6 protein-coding genes are annotated in these 18,126 nt (G+C 73.0%); 3 read left to right on the top strand and 3 right to left on the bottom strand.

Translation table 11 applies throughout. The features are described 5' to 3' along the window. The 3 genes from ACFPP6_RS02890 to ACFPP6_RS02880 form a co-directional block, all read right to left on the bottom strand. Window positions 1–10,645: amino acid adenylation domain-containing protein (locus tag ACFPP6_RS02890; RefSeq protein WP_382036747.1), on the bottom strand; the 10,645-nt coding region annotated here is incomplete at its 3' end. Window positions 10,646–10,797: 152 nt separating this feature from the next. Continuing rightward, window positions 10,798–11,592 (bottom strand): phytanoyl-CoA dioxygenase family protein, encoded by a 795-nt coding sequence (locus ACFPP6_RS02885; RefSeq protein WP_382036744.1) that lies wholly within the window; start codon window positions 11,590–11,592, stop codon window positions 10,798–10,800. 99 nt (window positions 11,593–11,691) lie between these two features. After that, window positions 11,692–14,664 (bottom strand): helix-turn-helix transcriptional regulator, encoded by a 2,973-nt coding sequence (locus ACFPP6_RS02880; RefSeq protein ID WP_382036742.1) that lies wholly within the window; start codon window positions 14,662–14,664, stop codon window positions 11,692–11,694. A gap of 460 nt (window positions 14,665–15,124) precedes the next feature. Between ACFPP6_RS02880 and ACFPP6_RS02875 the strand changes: the two genes are divergently transcribed. The 3 genes from ACFPP6_RS02875 (at window position 15,125) to ACFPP6_RS02865 (ending at window position 18,092) form a co-directional block, all read left to right on the top strand. Beyond that, window positions 15,125–16,339, top strand: a complete 1,215-nt coding sequence (locus ACFPP6_RS02875) for a cytochrome P450 (RefSeq protein ID WP_382036739.1) — start codon at window positions 15,125–15,127, stop codon at window positions 16,337–16,339. Window positions 16,340–16,455: 116 nt separating this feature from the next. Continuing rightward, a complete protein-coding gene (locus ACFPP6_RS02870; RefSeq protein WP_382036736.1) occupies window positions 16,456–17,283 on the top strand; it encodes an FkbM family methyltransferase in 828 nt (275 codons plus the stop codon). Next, entirely contained in the window at window positions 17,280–18,092 is an 813-nt protein-coding gene (locus ACFPP6_RS02865) for a thioesterase II family protein (RefSeq protein ID WP_382036733.1), read from the top strand. Before ACFPP6_RS02870 ends, ACFPP6_RS02865 begins: the two co-directional genes overlap by 4 nt. Window positions 18,093–18,126: the final 34 nt, after the last annotated feature.

The following is an 18,126-nucleotide window of genomic DNA, read 5'->3' as shown; positions in this document are numbered from 1 at the left end:
TCCCGGACGCCACAACCATCGCCCGCAACATCCGCACCCACCGGCGAGTGAACGCTTCCACCGTCGAGCGCTCGTACAGATCGGTCGCGAACTCCACGACCCCCGTCAGCCCCGCCGCACCGCCGTCCGGGGTGGACACCTCGACGAAGTTGACGGACAGGTCGACCCGGGAGACGCCCGTGGCGATGTCCTCGGCCCGCGTGACGAGCCCCGGTAGCGCGACGCCTTGCTCGGCGGTGTTCTGCAGGCCGAGCAGGATCTGCACCAGAGGGTGATGCGAGGTGGAGCGCTGCGGGTTGAGCCGCTCCACCAGGTGCTCGAAGGGGAGGTGCTGGTGGGCGTAGGCGTCCAGGCTCACGTCCCGGACCCGGTCGAGCAGGTCGTCCAGCGTCGGGTCGCCGGAGGTGTCGGTGCGCAGCACCAGCATGTTCACGAAAAGCCCGGCCAGGTCGGCCAGGGCGTCGTCGTCGCGACCGGCGATCGGTGATCCCACGGCGATGTCGGTGCCCGCACCGAGCCGCGTCAGCAGGCCTGCCAGACCGGCCTGGAGGATCATGAAGAGGGTCGTGCCGGAGGTGCGGCCCCGGTGGACGAGGTCCGCGTGCAGGCCGGCGTCGATGTCGAAGACCACCGTCTCGCCGCGGTAGCTCGCGACCGCGGGGCGCGGGTGGTCGGGGGGCAGGGTGACCTGGTCGGGCAGCCCGGTCAACTGCCGGACCCAGTACTTCATCTGACGGCTGAAGGCGCTGTCCGGGTCGGTGTCGTCGCCGAGCAGGTCCCGCTGCCGGAGCGTGTAGTCCACGTACTGCACCGGCAACGGCGCCCACGAGGGCTGCTCTCCCGCCCGCCGCCGGGTGTACGCGGCCGTGAGGTCGGACATGAGGATCTGGAGCGACCAGCCGTCGGCGGCGATGTGGTGCAGGACCAGCACCAGCACCCACTCGTCGGACCCGAGAGCGAAGAGCTCGGCGCGCAGCGGTATCTCGCGGGAGAGATCGAAGGGATGACGCGCTGCCTGCGCCATCAGCGCCGCGACCTCGCCCTCGGCCGCCTCGCGCACCGGGAGACCGACCTCGATGCCGTCGAGCACGTGTTGGAACGGCACGCCTTCCCGTTCCCCGAACACCGTCCGCAACGCCTCGTGCCGGCCCACCACATCGGTGAGCGCCGCCCGCAGCGCCGCCACGTCCAGCGCGCCGGACAGGCGCAGGGCGAGGGGCGAGTTGTACGTCGCCGACGGCCCCTCAAGCCGGTGCAGGAACCACAGCCGCTGCTGTCCGAACGACAACGGCACCAGCTCCGGCCGCGCCACCGCCGTGACCGGAGCCGCGGCCCGGGTGTCCCCCGCCAGGTGCTCGGCGAGCAGTCGTGCTGTGGGCGCATTGAAGATCGTCCTCATCGGGACGTCCCTGTCCAGTACGGCCCGGATCTTCGCGCCCAGCCGGGTGGCGAGGAGGGAGTGGCCGCCGAGGTCGAAGAAGCTGTCCTCCACCCCGGCCCGGGCCACGCCCAGCACGTCGGCGAAGAGGGAGCACAGGATCTCCTCCAGCGGCGTACGCGGAGAGCGGCCACCGCCCACCGCTTCGAAGGTGGGATCCGGCAGAGCGGCCCGGTCGAGCTTCCCGTTCGGATTCACCGGGAACTCGTCCAGCACCACCACGGCCGCCGGCACCAGGTGGTCGGGCAGCGTGCGGCGCAGCTGCTCACGCAGGTGTGCGCCGGAGACCGTCTGCGCGTCGGCACGGACATACCCGTAGAGCGTCAGGAAGCCCTGCTGGTCGGGCCTGGCCAGGACGGCGGCCTGGGCGACGCCGTCCTGCCGCTCCAGCGCGGCCTCCACCTCACCCGGCTCCACACGGAACCCTCGGATCTTCACCTGCTCGTCGGACCGGCCCAGGTACTCCAGCTCGCCCTCGGCGTTCCAGCGCACCAGGTCCCCGGTCCGGTACATCCTCGATCCGGCGGGGCCGAACGGATCCGCCACGAACCGGGAGCCCGTCAGCCCAGGTCGGCCCAGATACCCTCGTGCGACACCCGGGCCCGCGATGTACAGCTCGCCCCGCACGCCCGGAGCCACCGGCCGCAAGAACTCGTCCAGCACGTACGTCCGCGTCCCTGCCAGAGGGGCGCCGATCGGGTACGACTCCCCTGACAGCGGACGGCTGATGGTCGCCGACACCGTCGTCTCCGTCGGGCCGTAGAGGTTCGTCATGCGCCGGCCTGCCGACCACCGCCGCACCAGGTCCACCGAGCACGCCTCGCCCCCGACCACGACACTCCGCAGGCCCGCCAGCCCCTCCACCGGCACCGTCGCCAGCACCGACGGCGGGACGAAGGCGTGCGTCACCCCGGAACCTGCGATCAGTGACGCCAGCTCGGCTCCCGCCGAGCGGCCGGGTCCCGGCATGACGAGGGTGGCTCCCGCCGTGAAGGCGCCGAGGATCTCGGCGATCGAGACGTCGAAGCTCGGCGAAGTCAGCTGGAGGACGCGGCTGCCGGGGTCGACGTCGGCGCGCTCGACGACACCGGCCGCCAGCGCGGCCAGGCCCGCATGCGTGACCACGGTCCCCTTCGGCCGCCCGGTCGAGCCGGACGTGTAGATCACGTACGCCGCGTTTTCCACCCGCGACGGCACCCGGCGATCGCTGTCGGCCGGATCGCGATCCACGCCCTCGACACCATCGACGACGACCGTCTCGACGCCGGAGACCACGCCCCGCCCCACCGAGTCCGTCAGTACCACCTTCGGAGCGGCGTCGGCCAGCAGGAACTGCACACGCTCCGCCGGATAGCCCGGATCCACCGGCAGAAAAGCCGCCCCGGCCTTCGCCACCCCCAGCACCGCCGCGACCTGCCACGCACCACGCGGCAGAAGCACCCCCACCACGTCCTCAGCACCCATACCCCGGCCGAGCAACGACCAGGCCACGGCGTTCGCTCGCGCATTCAGCTCCGCGTACGACCAGCTCGACTCCCCGTCCACCACCGCCACCGCATCCGGCGACACCGCGACGCGTTCCTCGAACAGCGCCGACAGCGTGCGCTCGGGAACGGTTGCCGCGCCGGCCCCGGACAGCGCCGTGACGTGCGCGCGCTCGGCCTCCGACAGGAACTCGACATCGTGGAGGCGCTGCCCCGGTGCCGAGGCGACCGAGCTCAGCAGCCGCAGCCAGCGGGACACGAACGACCCGACAGTGTCGGCGTCGTAGAGATCGGTGGCGTACTCGATCGCTCCCCGGATCCCGCTCGGGGTGCCGTCGGCCTCGAACGTCTCGGTGACGTTGATCGTCAGGTCGAGGCGGGCGACACCGGTGGACGGCTCCTCGGTGCGTACCCGTACGCCCGGCAGCTCGAAGCTCGCGTCGGCGTTGTTCTGGACCACCAGGAGGATCTGGAAGAGGGGCTGATGGGCGGCCGAGCGCTGCGGGTTGAGCTTCTCGACCAGGAACTCGAAGGGAACGTCCTGATGCGAGTACGCCGCCAGGCAGGTTTCGCGGACCCGCCCCAGCAGCTCGGCGAACGACGGGTCACCCGACACGTCCGTACGCAGCACCAGCGTGTTGACGAAGAACCCGACCAGATCGTCCAATGCCTCATCGGTGCGACCGGCCACGGGCGTTCCCACCGGAACGTCCGTCCCTGCCCCCGACCGCGACAGCAACGCCGCCAGACCGGCCTGCAGCACCATGAACAGCGTCGCACACGACGACCGCGCCAGCTCCAGCAGACCGCGGTGCAACTCGGGGTCCACCGTGAACATCGCCACGTCACCGGCATAGCTCGCAACCGCCGGCCGGGGCCGGTCCGTCGGCAGCGTCACCTGCTCGGGCAGGCCGTCCAACTGCCGGGTCCAGTACTCCAGCTGCCGGCCCAGCAGCCCGCCCTCGTCCAGCAGCCGCCGCTGCCAGAGCGTGTAATCGGCGTACTGGACAGGCAACGCCGACCACGAGGGGGCCTGCCCACGGCAGCGGTCACCGTAAGCAGTCGCGATGTCCTGAGCCAGTGGCCGCAACGACCACCCGTCCGCTGCGATGTGATGCAGGACCAGCACCAGCACCCACTCGTCCGCCCCCTCATCCGACCCCTCATCCGACCCCAGAGCAAACAACTCCGCCCGCAACGGAATCTCACGGGAGAGGTCGAACCGATAGCGCGCCGCCTCCTGCACCAACCCGGTGACCTCGTCCTCGGACACCTCACGCGCCACGAGCTCGGCCCGGGCCCCGTCGAGCACCTGCTGGAACGGCACACCGTCCCGCTCGCCGATCACCGTCCGCAGCGCCTCGTGCCGAACGACCACGTCGGTGAGCGCGGCCCTCAGAGCCGTCACGTCCAACGGGCCCGACAATCGCAGTACCAAGGGCGAGTTGTACGTCGCCGACGGGCCCTCGAGCCGGTGCAGGAACCACAACCGCTGCTGGGCGAACGACAACGGCACGGTCTCCGGGCGCGCCACCGCCGTGACGGGGGGCCGGACGGTGTCGTCCGTCCGGGTGTGCTCGACCCATGCGGCCAGCTCGGCGACCGACGGCGCGGCGAAGACGGCCCGAAGCGGCACTTCGACGTCGAGCACTGTACGGATGCGGCTGATCAGCCGTGTGGCGAGGAGCGAATGCCCACCGAGGTCGAAGAAGCCGTCGTCGACGCCGACCCGGGACATGCCGAGGATCTCGGCGAAGAGTGCGCACAGGATCTCCTCCTGCGGCGTCCGGGGATCGCGGCCGCCCGCCGAGAGGACCTCGGGCTCCGGCAGCGCCCGGCGGTCGAGCTTGCCGTTCGGGGTCAGCGGCATCCGTTCGACGGCGGTGATGGTCGCCGGGACCATGTAGTCGGGCAGCAGTTCCTTGAGCGTCGTCCGCAGACCCGACACCAGCTCACCCGCGGCCCGGGCCACCGCCGGCACGTTCGACGTCACCGGAACCGGCCGGCCGTCGTCGTCCCGGTAGACGCCCGTCAGCGGCACGGAGTCATCGGTACCGGGCAGCACGACGAACTCGAACCAGCCACCGCGACGCGGCGACCAGGTCAGCACGGCGCGACGCCCTGTTCGCTGCGCCCAGGACCGCACAGCCTGCGGATCCACGTACGCCGCGTTGGCGTCGTCTTCCGCGTCGGCGTCGGTGTCGTCCAGTTCGTCGTCAAGGCCACGCAGTACGGCCACGCCGCCGGCCAAGCGGGCGTTGGGAACGTCGACGACCCGGACCGGTGAACCGGCCATGTCGTCGGCGCCCACCACACGATCGAGGTCGTCCGGACCGCTCACGTCGCGGCCCCACACCACCACCGGTGCGTCCGCGACCGACCGGGCCGCCGGTCCCTTGTGCAGGACGACCTCGTACCGGTACCCGGTGAGCTCGTTGTGGGCCGATCCTTCCTTCAGCCGCACTTCCACGCCCGACGCGCCGCAGGCGTCGGCGAAGGCGGTGAAGAACCCGGGGGCCAGGAGCAGTTCCTTCTCCGTGACGATCGCCTGTTCCACCGCGGACCGCATGACGTCGGCGCTCATGCCGGGGTCCCGGTGCTGCTGCACGGCGGCGTGCTGCATCCGCAGCAGCCCGTGGTGGCGCACGTCCCCGAGCACCACCCGGCCGCCGTCGGCGACCACACCCCACACCCCCGCCAGGACGTCCCGCAGGTAGTCGGCGGAGGGGAAGTACTGCACCACCGAGTTGATCACGACGGTGTCGAAGTGGTTCACGGGCAGACCGGACAGATCATGCGCGGGCTGACAGCTCAGCCGCACGTGATCCCACTCCCGCCCGGCCACGTGACGACGCAGGCGGTCGATCGCGGTCGCCGAGAAGTCGGTGCCCCAGTACTCGTCGACCGTCTCGGCCAGCGGCACGGCCAGCAGCCCGGAACCGGAACCGATCTCCAGGACCCGGCGGGGAGCGAATCGCAGGATCTGCCGCACAGCGGCGTCCCGCCATTCCCTCATCTCGTCCACGGGAAGGGGATCACCGGTGAACGAGCTGTTCCAGCCGATGAAGTCCTCGCCCGGAACGCCCAGCTCGCTGTACACCGAGTGATAGATGTCCTGCCATTCGCCCATCTGGACCTCGGCGGCCACGTCCGTACCGCCGGCCAGGACCACGTAGGCCGCCAGGGACGCCGCCTCGTCGCCGCGGCGGACGACCACCGCCGCTTCCCGTACCTCCGGCTGGGCTTCCAGCACGCGCCGTACCTCGTCGGGCTCCACGCGGAACCCGCGGATCTTCACCTGCTCGTCGGACCGGCCCAGGTACTCCAGCTCGCCGTCCGCGTTCCACCGGACCACGTCGCCGGTCCGGTACATCCGCGCGCCGGGCTCGCCGAAGGGGTCGGCCACGAACCGCGACGCCGTGAGCCCCGGCAGTCCCAGATACCCGCGGGCCACTCCCGTACCGCCGACGTACAACTCGCCCGGCACCCCTGCCGGAACCGGCCGCAGCGCCTCGTCCAGCACGTACAGACGCGTGTTCACCACGGGGCGGCCGATCGGCGCCCGGGGGCCGGTCAGGTCGGAGGTGTGCGAGGCGACGACGGTGCACTCCGTCGGCCCGTACGCGTTGACCATCCGCCGCCCCGGCAGCCACAGCGCCACCAGCTCGGGCGAGCACGCCTCGGCGCCGACGCTCAGGGTGTGGAAGCCGGGCAGGCGTCCGGCCGTCTCCGGGGCCAGGGTGCTCAGCGCGGAGGGCGGGATGTGGGCGTGGGTGATGCGGTGCCCGGCGAGCGCGGCGGCGAGTTCGTCCCCGGCCAGCCGGTGCTGGTCGGCGATGACGAGCCGCCCGCCCGCGCCGAAGGCCCAGACGGTTTCCAGCACCGACGCGTCCACGCTGGGCGAGGACAGCTGGAGGATCCTGCTGCCGGGGTCCGCCGGGCAGCGCTCCTGCAGTGTCGCCGCCAGGCCCGCCAGGCCGCGGTGCGTCACCACCACGCCCTTGGGCACGCCCGTCGACCCGGACGTGTAGATCACGTACGCCGGGTGGTCCACGGTGAGCGGGCGCACCCGGTCCGCGTCGGTCGGGTCGGCATCGGTCGGGTCCGCGTCGGCCGGGCCGGCGACGGCGTCGGCTCCGGTGCCGTGCTCGTGGGTCGTCGGGTCGTCCGCCGAGCCGAGGAGGACGACGCGGGACGCCAGGGGCTCGGGGAGCGCGTCGACCGTTTCGGGGGCCGCGAACACGATGCGGGGCGCGGAGTTCTCGACGACGTGCCGGATGCGCCGGGCGGGGAAGACGGGATCGATGGGGACGTAGGCGGCGCCTGCCTTGAGGACGCCCAGCACGGTCGCGACCTGGTCGGCCGAGCGGGGCAGCACCACGCCCACCAGGTCTTCCGGGCCGACGCCCTCACCGATGAGCCAGTGGGCCACGCGGTTGGCCCTGCGGTTGACCTCGGCGTAGGTCCGGCTGCCCCGCTCGTCGGTGACCGCGATGGCCTCCGGGGCGGCGGCCGCCCGCTCCTCGAAGATCCGGGCGAAGGTCGTGGCCGGGGCGTCCTGCTCGTACCGGCCCCAGCCGGCGAGGGTCTCCCGGTCGGCGGCGGTGGTGATCTCCAGGTCGGCGACGGGCCGTTCGGGGTCCTCGATCACCTGGCGCAGCAGTTGCGTCCAGCGGGCGACGACGGATCGTACGGTGGCCGCGTCGTAGAGGTCCGTGGCGTACTCGACGGTGCCGGTGATGCCGGCGGGGCGTCCGTCGGGCCCGGTCCGTTCGGTGACGCTGAACGACAGGTCGAAGCGGGCGGTGCCGGTCGGCACCACCTCGGAGCGGACCGCGAGCCCGGGCAGGTCGAAGCGGGCGTCGGCGTTGTTCTGGAGGACGAGCGCGACCTGGAACAGCGACTGGTGGCCCGCGGAGCGCTGCGGGTTGAGTGTCTCGACGACGTACTCGAAGGGGACGTCCTGGCGGCCGTAGCCGTCCAGGTTCGTCTCGCGGACGCGGCGCAGCAGTTCCGAGAAGCGGGGGTTGCCGGAGGTGTCGGTGCGCAGCACCAGCATGTTCACGAAGAGCCCGACCAGTTCGTCGAGCGCCGGTTCGCTCCGGCCGGCCACGCCCGCGCCGATCGGGATGTCGGTGCCGGCGCCGAGGCGGGTGAGCAGCGCGGCGAGGGCCGACTGCAGCACCATGTAGGCGGTCGCGCCGCTGCGGCGGGCGAGGGTGAGGATGCCGGCGTGCAGGCCGGCGTCCAGGTGGATGTCGACGACGTCGCCGCGGTAGGTCGCCACGGCGGGCCGGGGGCGGTCGCCGGGGACCGTGGCCAGGTCGGGCAGGCCGTCGAGCCGGCGGCGCCAGTAGGCCAGCTGGTTCGTGAGGGGGCTGTCGGGGTCGTCCTCGGTGCCGAGGAACTTCCGCTGCCACAGGGCGAAGTCGGTGTACTGCACCGGCAGCGGCGGCCACTCCGGTGCGGTGCCCAGGCGGCGCGCGGAGTAGGCCGTGACCAGGTCGCGGGCGAGCGGCGCGCCCGACCATCCGTCGCCGGCGATGTGGTGGATGACGACCATCAGCGCCGCGTCGTCCGGTGCGAGGGTGAGCAGCCGGGCGCGGACGGGGACGTCACGGGCCAGGTCGAACTCCCAGCCGGCCAGCTCGCGGAGGGCGTCGTCCAGCTCCGTCGGCTCCACCTCGCGGACGGGGACGTCGATGCGGGCCTCGGCCGGGTCCAGGACGCGCTGGCAGGGCTGGCCGTCGTGTTCGGGGAAGACCGTCCGCAGCGGCTCGTGGCGGTGCACCACGTCGTTCACGGCGCGCGCCAGCGCGGTGATGTCGAGGGGGCCCTTCATGCGCAGGGCGAAGGCCATGTTGTACGTCGCCGAGGGCCCCTCGAGCTTGTGGAGGAACCACAGGCGCTGCTGGGCGAACGACAGCGGCACCCGGTCGGGCCGGGGTGCCGGGGTCAGCTCCGGGCGGGACGCTCCGGTGGCGGAGCGGTCCAGCCGGGCGGCGAGCAGCGCCGGTGTCGCGGCGCCGAAGAAGGTGGCGAGGTCGACGTCGATTCCCAGGGCCGCGCGGATCCGGCCGGTCAGGCGGGTGGCCAGCAGGGAGTGGCCGCCGATGTCGAAGAAGTTGTCCTCGAAGCCGACCTGGGGCACCTCCAGGACCTCGGCGAACAGGGTGCGGAGGACGTCCTCCAGGGCGGTGCGGGCGGCGCGCTCCGGGCCGGTGGGCAGGAAGCCGGGGTCGGGCAGGGCGTCGTGGTCGATCTTGCCGTTCGGGGTCAGGGGCAGGCTGTCGAGCGGGACGACGAGGGCCGGTACGAGGTATCCGGGGAGGCTGGTCCGCAGCTGGGCCCGCAGCGCCGACGGGTCGACCGTGCTGCCCGCGACGGGGACCACGTAGGCCACGAGCTGCCGTTCGCCCCGGGGGTCGGTCCGTACGGCGACCGCCGCACGGGCGAGGTCGGGCCGCCGGTGGAGCACCTCGGCCAGCTCGCCGGGTTCGACCCGGGCGCCCCGGATCTTGACCTGGTCGTCGACGCGGTGCAGGAACTCGAGCTGGCCGTCCTCGCCCTGCCTGGCGACGTCTCCGGTGCGGTACATCCGGGAGCCGGGCGGGCCGTAGGGGTCGGCGACGAAGCGGGCACCGGTGAGCGCGGGGCGCCCCAGGTAGCCACGGGCCAGGTTGGCGCCGGCGATGTACAGCTCGCCGGGGGTGCCGGCGGGTACGGGTGCCAGGCGGTCGTCGAGCAGGTGGACGCGGGTGTTGGCGATGGGGGTGCCGACGGGCGCGGACGGTCCGGTCAGCGGTGCGCTGAGGGTGGCGGCCACGGTGGACTCGGTGGCGCCGTAGCCGTTGACGAGGCGGCGGCCGGCCGCCCAGCGGGTCACCAGGCCGGGCGAGGAGGTCTCACCGCCGATGTGCACCGTGGTGAGGTCGGGCAGCCGGGTCTCGGCACCGGCCGGGAGGGTGGCGAGCACCGACACCGGGACGGTGGCGTGGGTGACGCGCTGGTCGCGCAGGACCCGCAGCAGGTCGTCCCCGGCCGGCTGGCCGGCGCCGGGGAGCACGAGGGTGCCGCCGGTGGCGACGGCGGTCAGCAGCTCCCAGACGGCGACGTCGAAGCCGAGGGAGGCGAGCTGGAGGACCCTGGGCCGGGTGCCGGGGCCGTACTCCCGGCGGACGGCCGCGGCCAGGTTCACGGTGCTGCTGTGGGCGACCGCGACGCCCTTCGGGGTGCCGGTGGAGCCCGACGTGTAGATCACGTACGCGAGGTGGCCGGGGTCGAGGGGGGCGGCGCGGTCGCCGTCGGCGGGGTCGTGGTCCGGCAGGCCGGCCCCGAACGCGGCCGGGTCCAGGACCGGTCCGGTGAAGCCCGGCACGGCGGTGCCGGCCAGCACCAGGCCGGGTGCGGCGTCCGAGAGCAGATAGGCGATGCGTCCGGCCGGCAGCGCGGGGTCCAGGGGCAGGTACGCGGCACCGGCCTTGAGGACGCCCAGGAGGACGGCGACCTGTTCCAGGCTCCGGGGCACGGCGACGCCCACCAGCCGCTCCGGCCCGATCCCGCGCTCGATGAGCGCCCAGGCGACCTGGTTGGACCGCGCGTTGAGCCGCCCGTACGACCAGGTGGTCGTGCCGTCGGTGGCGGCGGGCGTCCCGGGGGCGGCCGCGACGGTCGCCTCGAACAGCTCCGGAACGGTCCTCGGCGAGGCCGGCAGTGCGTTCACGTGAACTCCAGCGGTGCTCGGGCCAGCAGCGGGCAGGGTCGAGCCGCGGCGCGTCGGTGGACCGGCCGCTGCGGGGGAAGGTGTTCCGGTAGGGGAAGGGCGTTCCCGTGGGGGAAGCCGTTCCTGTGGGGGAAGGGTGTTCCGGCGGGGGGTCAGGCGTGCTTGAGCAGGCCCCGGTCGATCTCCAGGGCGGTGCGCGCGCGACCCACGAGGTACTCGGGGCGCGGCTCGCCGGCCGGGCGCGGGGCCTGCGGGACCGGGTTGTAGGTGAGGATCAGCAGACGGCGCGGGTGGGGGGAGACGTTGGTGTTGGAGCCGTGCACCATCTGCGGGCTGAAGAACAGGACGCTGCCCCGCCCGGCCTTGGGGGCGACCATCTCGTGCCGCTCCACGACGTCGGAGAGCTCGCGGGGTGACAGGGCGTAGCGGTCCGGGTCGATGTGGCCCGTGCCGTCGCCGGCGGCCACGCGCTCGCGCTCCAGGGTGCCCAGGGTGTGCGAGCCGCGCAGGAAGATGACCGGGCCGTTGAACTCCGTGCAGTCGTCCAGCAGCAGCGCGACGTTCACCTGTGACGGGGCGGGCATGCCGTCGGCGTCCCGCCACACGATGTAGTCCTGGTGCCAGGCCCATCGCTCTCCGGCGAACGACTGCTTGACGTTGACCTTCATCTGGTGGACGTACAGATCGTCCCCGGCGATCTGCCGGGCCGGGCCGAGGAGGCGCTCGGTGCGGGCCAGCCGGCGGAACACGGGGTGGCGCAGGTGCGGGGCGTAGACGGCGCGCAGCGTGCGGCCGTCGCTCTCGGTGACGACCTGGGGTCCTGGTGTCCGGGCATCCTCCGTCAGCGCGTCGCAGAGCAGGTCCACCTCGTCGGCGGTGAACAGGTCCTCCTGCACCACGAAGCCGTCCCGCCGGTAGCGGTCGAGGTCGTCCTGGGTCAGGGCCATGGGGGGTCCCTCCGTATGCCGATGCCAGAGATCGTCACGCCGCCCGCGACACCGGCACAAGGGACGCGGACCCCAGGTGATCCCCAGGGTTCCGCTGCCTCAACTCCCCTCTGGGGTCGGGGCGTCGAGCGCCCCGGGGAGGCTCTCCCGGGAGGTGACGCGCAGCTTCCGGTAGGCCTGGGTGAGGTGCCATTCCACGGTCTTGACGGTCACGAACAGCGTCTGTGCGATGTCCCGGTTGCTCAGCCCCCGGGCAGCCAGGTCCGCCACCCGCCGTTCGGCGGGCGTCAGGGCGGAGGGGGACCTCTTGCGGCGGCCCGGGCCCCGGACCGGGGCGTCGAGGGACCGCAGCTCCTCGCAGGCCCGGCGGTGCAGTGCGTACGCCTCGCATTCACCGGCCAGTTCGGCGGCGAGCCGGAGCTGCTCGCGTGCCGCCGAGGTCTTGCCGGCCCGGTGCAGCACACTGCCGTACGCGTGGAGGGTGTGGGCCCGTTCGAGGAGAGCCGACGACCCGTCCAGGACGTCGACGGCCTCCTCCAGCAGCCGCAGGCCGCGGTCCGCGGCCACCGCCGGGGCGAGCGTCCGCAGGACGACGGCCAGGGGGCGGGCGGCTCCGAACGCGTGGGCCCGGGCGAGTTCCTCCTCCCCGAGTTCGCGCGCGTCCTCGACCCGTCCGCTGCCGTGGAGGGCCGTGATCAGCGGGGCCCAGGCGCCGACCGCCTCCGCCGCCAGGCCGAGTTCCGCGTCGAGCTGCCGGCCCTTCACCAGGTCCGCCAGCCCTTCGCCGGGGTGTCCGAGTTCGAGCCGCAGCCGCCCCCGGGCGCGCAGGAGGAAGAGGTGGGCGAAGGTGTCGCCCTCGGCGTCGAGGAGTTCGCGCGCCGACAGCGCGGCGCCGGCCGGTTCCAGGTCGCCCTGTTCGATCAGCGCCTCGACCAGCGCGGCCGCCGCGACCGGCTGGACGACGCTGGGGCTGCCCTCGGACTCGCTCGCCTCCAGGGCTCCGGCGGCGAGCTCGGCGGCGGCGGACACCTGACCGAGCTGCAACTCGACGTAGGCCTGGAGGCACTGGTCGAGATGGAAGAGGTTCACGCCCCGGCGCCGCGACTCGTCGCCCAGGGTCCGTGCTGCGCGGCGGGCCTCCGGAAGGCGGTCGCAGACCACCAGGGACCAGGTCGCGGTGAGTGCCGCGCCCCAGCCGACGCCGTGCCCGGCCGCCGGCTCCGCCCGGCGCAGCGTGTCCGCGGCGAGGTCCGCGACCTGCGTGGCGTCCGTTCCGTTCCGCAACAGGTCGAGGAGGGCGTCCCCGACGAATCCGTCGGTGCTCGGCCCGGCCGCCCGCTCCCGGATCCGGTCCAGGTGCCGCCGGATCCCGGTCAGGTGGTGGCGGCGGAGGTCACGGGCCCCCGGGGACAGCCTGGCGATGCAGGACAGCGCGTCGTCCAGGTGCGCGACGGCGTCCGCCTCCTCCAGTTCGAGGATCGTGCCGGTCAGCACGGCGACGGCTTCCTCGAACCGGGAGCCCAGTGCGAGCGCCCAGGCCAGGTCCCGCGCGACGGCACTCCGGGCGTCCGGGTCGGAAGTGTGCTCCAGTGCTTCCCGGAGGTGCACGGCGGCCTCCTCGTGGTCGACCGACAGCTCGGCCGCGCCGAGCCGGCTCAGGACGGCCGGCAGGTCGTGGCCGGCCGGCGGCTCGCGCAGGGCGCGCCGCAGGTAGCGGACGGCGTCCGGCTCGCACCGCCCGGTGGCCGCCGCGGCGGCGTCCAGGAGGCTTCGGACCGTCCGCCGGTCGCCCTGGGGCGGCGCCTTCAGCAGGTGCCCGGCGACCTGTTCCGGCGGGGCTCCGGCGGCGGCCAGGGCGCGTGCCGCACGGGCGTGCAGCCGGCCGCGGGTGAGCAGCGGTGTGCTGTGCTGGACGGCCGTGCGGAGCAGCGGTTGGGCGAACCGCAGCACCGGGCCGTCGACCAGGATCTCGGCGTCGATCAGCGCGGCGAGCGCCCTCTCGGCACCGGCCGGGCTGAGGCAGGCGATGTCCTCCACGATCCGCGGATCCGTCACGCGCCCCAGCAGGGCGACCGCCTGGGCCAGTTCGAACGAGGGGTCCGGGAGGCTGCGCAGCTTGCGGACGACCCATCGCACCAGGCTGCGGGGCGCGTGCTCGGAGAGCCGGTCCAGGCGGGGTCCGGCGGGCCCGGCGGCTCCATCGGCTCCGTCGCTTCCGCCGGTTCCGCCGGTTCCGGCAGGGCTCGTGGGGCCGGTGAGGGCTCCGGGGTCGGCGGGGGCCCCGGGGTCGGCGGGTGACCCCAGACCGGTGGCCGCCTGGTCGAGTACGGCCCTCACCAGCATCGGGTTGCCATTGGTGGCCTCGAAGAGCGACTCGGCGAGCGTGGCGGGGTCGGGTCCGCCGACGGTCTCCGCGACGACCTGTTCGAGGGCGCGCAGGCTGAGCGGCGCGGGCCGGAGCACGGTCGACTCGAAGGAGGTGACCACTGCGCCCAGCAGGTCGGCGGCGGGGCCGGGGCCGCAGGGCTCCACGGCGACGGCCAGCACCACGTGGCTGCCTCCGACGCGGGCGGCGAGATAGCTGAGGAAGCGCAGCGACGGCAGGTCGGCCCACTGCGCATCGTCGACGACGATCACGAGGCGCCGGTCCCCGGCGAGGTCGAGGAGGATGCGGTGCAGTTCGTGCAGCAGCGAGTGCCACCCCGCCGCGTGCGCCTCGTCCGGCAGTTCGCCGCGCAACAGGTGCGCGATGCGCGAGCCGTGCGGCCCGGTGGGCGGGCCACCGGCCGGGCTGTCGTCGTCCGCCGATTCGACCAGTTGCGCAACCGCCCCCAGGGCGAACGACGCCTCGAATTCGTTACCCCTGGCGTGGAGGACCAGGAATTTCTTGTCGACCGCCTTTGTCTGCAGCAGGTGCAGCAGGCTGGACTTTCCGGTCCCCGCGGCGCCTTCGACCGCGAGAATTCCGCCGATTCCATCGCTCAAGTCGTCGAGCTTTCGCTCGATCTCCAATATTTCCGCCTGCCGTTCGAGAAGTCCGGCCCGCGGCCCGTCCCATGCGTTGATTATCACGGTTGGCGATTCCCCCAAATTGCCTGGCCGAGAAGGTTCAGTCCTGGAAAACTATTGAGGTTCCTGACGGATCGGACATCAATGAGGACACCGGTAAGGACATCAGTAAGGACATCGGTAAGGACATCAATGTGGACACGGTCTTCGCCTGAACTTCCGGAAAGCAGCCCGAAGATCGAACACTAGCCTAAGCGCTGCGACGCCGGTCTCACAGCGGGCGGACGACCGAAGAACGACCGATTCGAGCCGCCTCACCGAGGTCCCGGCGAGGCTCCGGCAAGGCCCGCGTCGAGGCGTCGTACCGCCGTCCGGCTCCTGGCCGCGGTGACGCCGACCCCCAGATTTTCGGCCCGGCGACCCCGGAATCGGACCATCCACCCCGCGGAACGTTTCTGGGGTTCTGCCCAGGGCGGGCGGCAGGCATGATCGGGAGGTCTCCCCCACCCTAGGAGCCGCAGGTATGCCCCGTGCTCGACCGGTCACCGCGCCCTGCTCGCTGGAGCTCTGCGACCCGGACCTCTACGCCCAGGGACGTCCCGAGGAACTCTGGCAGCGGATGCGGCAGTCCGGCTCCGTGCACGAGGGCGAGCACGACGGCCGCCGGTTCCACGCCGTCCTGTCGCACGCCCGGATCTCCCAAGTCCTCAAGGAACAGCGGAACTTCACCTCTCAGCAGGGCATGCGGCTGGACCAGAACCCCGCCGCGACGGCGGCGGCCTCGGGCAAGATGCTGATCATCACCGATCCGCCCCGGCACGGCGAGATCCGGCGCATCGTCAACGGCGCCTTCACCCCGCGCATGGTGGCCCGGCTGGAGCACACCATGCGCGAGACGGTCACCGCCGCGCTGGACGAGGTGCTGGAGGCCGGCGAGTGCGACTTCACCCGGGTCGCGGCCAGGCTGCCGCTCTCGGTGATCTGCGACATGCTCGGAGTGCCTCCGGGCGACCGGGAGTTCATGCTCGACCGCACCATGGTGGCCTTCGGCTCGGGAGAGGGCATCGACGACGACCCGCTCGCACCGGCCCAGGCGCACGCGGACATCCTGGCGTACTACGCGGACCTGCTGGACCGCCGCCGACGCGAACCACGGGAGGACATCATCACCGCGCTGGCACACGGCACGGTCGACGGCGTCCCCCTCACCGACGAAGAGATCTTCCTGAACTGCGACGGCATCGTGTCGGGCGGCAACGAGACGACACGGCACGCCGGCGCCGGCGGCCTCCTGGCCTTGGTGCGGAATCCACAGCAATGGGCGTCGCTGCGCGAGGGCCCGGAGCTCCTGCCGGGCGCGGTGCAGGAGATCCTGCGCTTCACCAGCCCCGCGATGCACGTACTGCGGACCGCCACCGCACCCGTCGAGCTCGCCGGTCGCACACTCGCCCCCGGCGACCAGGTGGCGCTGTGGCTGGCGGCGGGCAACCGCGACCCCGCCGTGTTCCCGGACCCCGACCGGTTCGACGTCACCCGGCGGCCCAACCCGCATCTCGCCTTCGCGGCCGGAGCCCACTACTGCCTCGGTGCGGCACTTGCCACCAGGGAACTCACCGTCCTTTTCGAGGAGTTGCTGCGGCGGGTGCGCAGCGCCGAGCTGACCGGTCCGCCGCGGCGGACGCGGTCGATCCTGATCTGGGGTTACGAGGCGCTGCCCGTACGACTCGTCGCCGGCTGACTTGCTGGCGGGCTGGCTTGCCAGCTGACCTGCCGACCGACCTGACGGCTGAACCACCGATCGACTCGCCGATCGACCCGCCGACCGCCCCGCCGCGTAGGCCAGAGGAGGCGCTCATGAGTGAAAAGCGGGCCGCACCCGCCGTACCCCTCGCACCACGGCATGAGGTGCGCCTCCCGGACGGACGGCGGGTGTCGTGCACCAGTCCCGCCGAGGCATTGCTGATCTGGCGGGAAGCCACGGGCGAGGGCCTGTACGGGCTCGCCGCACGGCAGCTGCGCCCCCACGACACGGTTCTCGACATCGGCGCCAACGTCGGGCTGGTCTCGATCGCGTTCGCGGACGTGCAGCGGACGCTCCGCATCGTCGCCGCGGAACCGGTGCCGGACGTCTTCGCCTGCCTCCAGGACAACCTCGGCCGCCACGTCCCGGGCGCGACGCCGGTGCGAACGGCAGTGGGGACCGCGCCCGGCGTCCAGGACTTCACCTACTACCCGGCCGCGCCCGGCAACTCCGGCTTCTACGCCGACCGAGCCGCCGACGACGCCCTCACCAAGACGTTCCTGCGCCGCAGCGGACTCGACGAGGAAGCCGTCGAGATGATGACGGACGGACTGCACGACGGCTGCACGATCGAGGTCCCGGTCACCACCGTCTCCGAACTGATCAGGGAGCACGACCTCCGGTCCGTGGCCCTGCTGAAGGTGGACGTCGAGCGCGCGGAACTCGACGTCCTGCGCGGCGTCGACGCCGCCGACTGGCCGCGCATCGGCGCCGTCGTGGCGGAGGTCCACGACGAGGGCGGCCGGCTCGCGGAGCTGTGCGGGCTGCTGCAGGACGCGGGCCTCGCGCCGCAGGTACGGCAGGACCCCAGCCTGCGTGACACCGAGATGTACGAGGTCTACGCCCGCCGTGCGGACCATGCCCCGGGGGCGGACCGATGAGTGCCGAGCGGGCTGAGCTCGTCACGCTGGGTGGGGAGCGGGACCGGACGGACGGGATGAACCGGGCGGACCGGATGGGCCGGCCGACGAGCGTCACGGCGCACCGGACGCTGATCTGCGTGCCTCACGCGGGCGGCAGCGCCGCGGCCTTCCACGCCTGGCACCGGGCATTCGGCCCGTGCGGGACGGCGGTCCGGGCCGTGCACTGGGAACGCCCGGACGGATCGGAGCACCGCTCCAGCATCGAGGCCCGCGCCGCCGCACTCGCGGCCGCGGCGCGGGAACTGACGGGGCCCTGGATCCTGCTGGGCCACAGCCTCGGCGCACTCGTCGTCGCGGAGGCGGTACGTCAGCTGGAGGACTCCCCCGGCCCGCTCCCGGAACGCGCGGTGCTCTGCGCGAGCGCGTCTCCTGGCACGCCGCGGTCCTTCCCGCCTGATGTGCTGCAGGCGTCCGACGAGCGCATGGCCTCCTACGTCCGGCGACTCGGGGGAACGGACGAACGCATCCTGAACGACATCGAGTTCGGCCCCCGCCTGCTGGCCGCGCTCCGCGCCGACCTGGACCTGATCGAGCGCTACGCACCGGACTTCACGTGCCCGCCGGCGACACCGGTCTCGGTGTACGGCGGCAAAGCGGACCGCGACGTCCCGGTCGAGGCCCTCGAAGGATGGCGGCGATGGGCCCCGGACGCCCGGGTGCGCGTCTTCGACGGCGGTCACTTCTTCCCGCACGAGGACCCGGCCGCGATCTGCCGGGCCGTCATGACGGACTGCGCGCAGGGCGGCTCTGACCGTTCCTTGCGATAGCCGGACGGCGTGCCGCCGCAACTTCTGAACCGTC

Origin of the sequence: Streptomyces aureoversilis (assembly GCF_042657885.1) — a bacterium.
GTDB classification, from domain to species: domain Bacteria; phylum Actinomycetota; class Actinomycetes; order Streptomycetales; family Streptomycetaceae; genus Streptomyces; species Streptomyces aureoversilis.
Note: the sequence above shows the minus strand (reverse complement) of the source record. Positions and strands in the feature narration are given on the sequence as shown.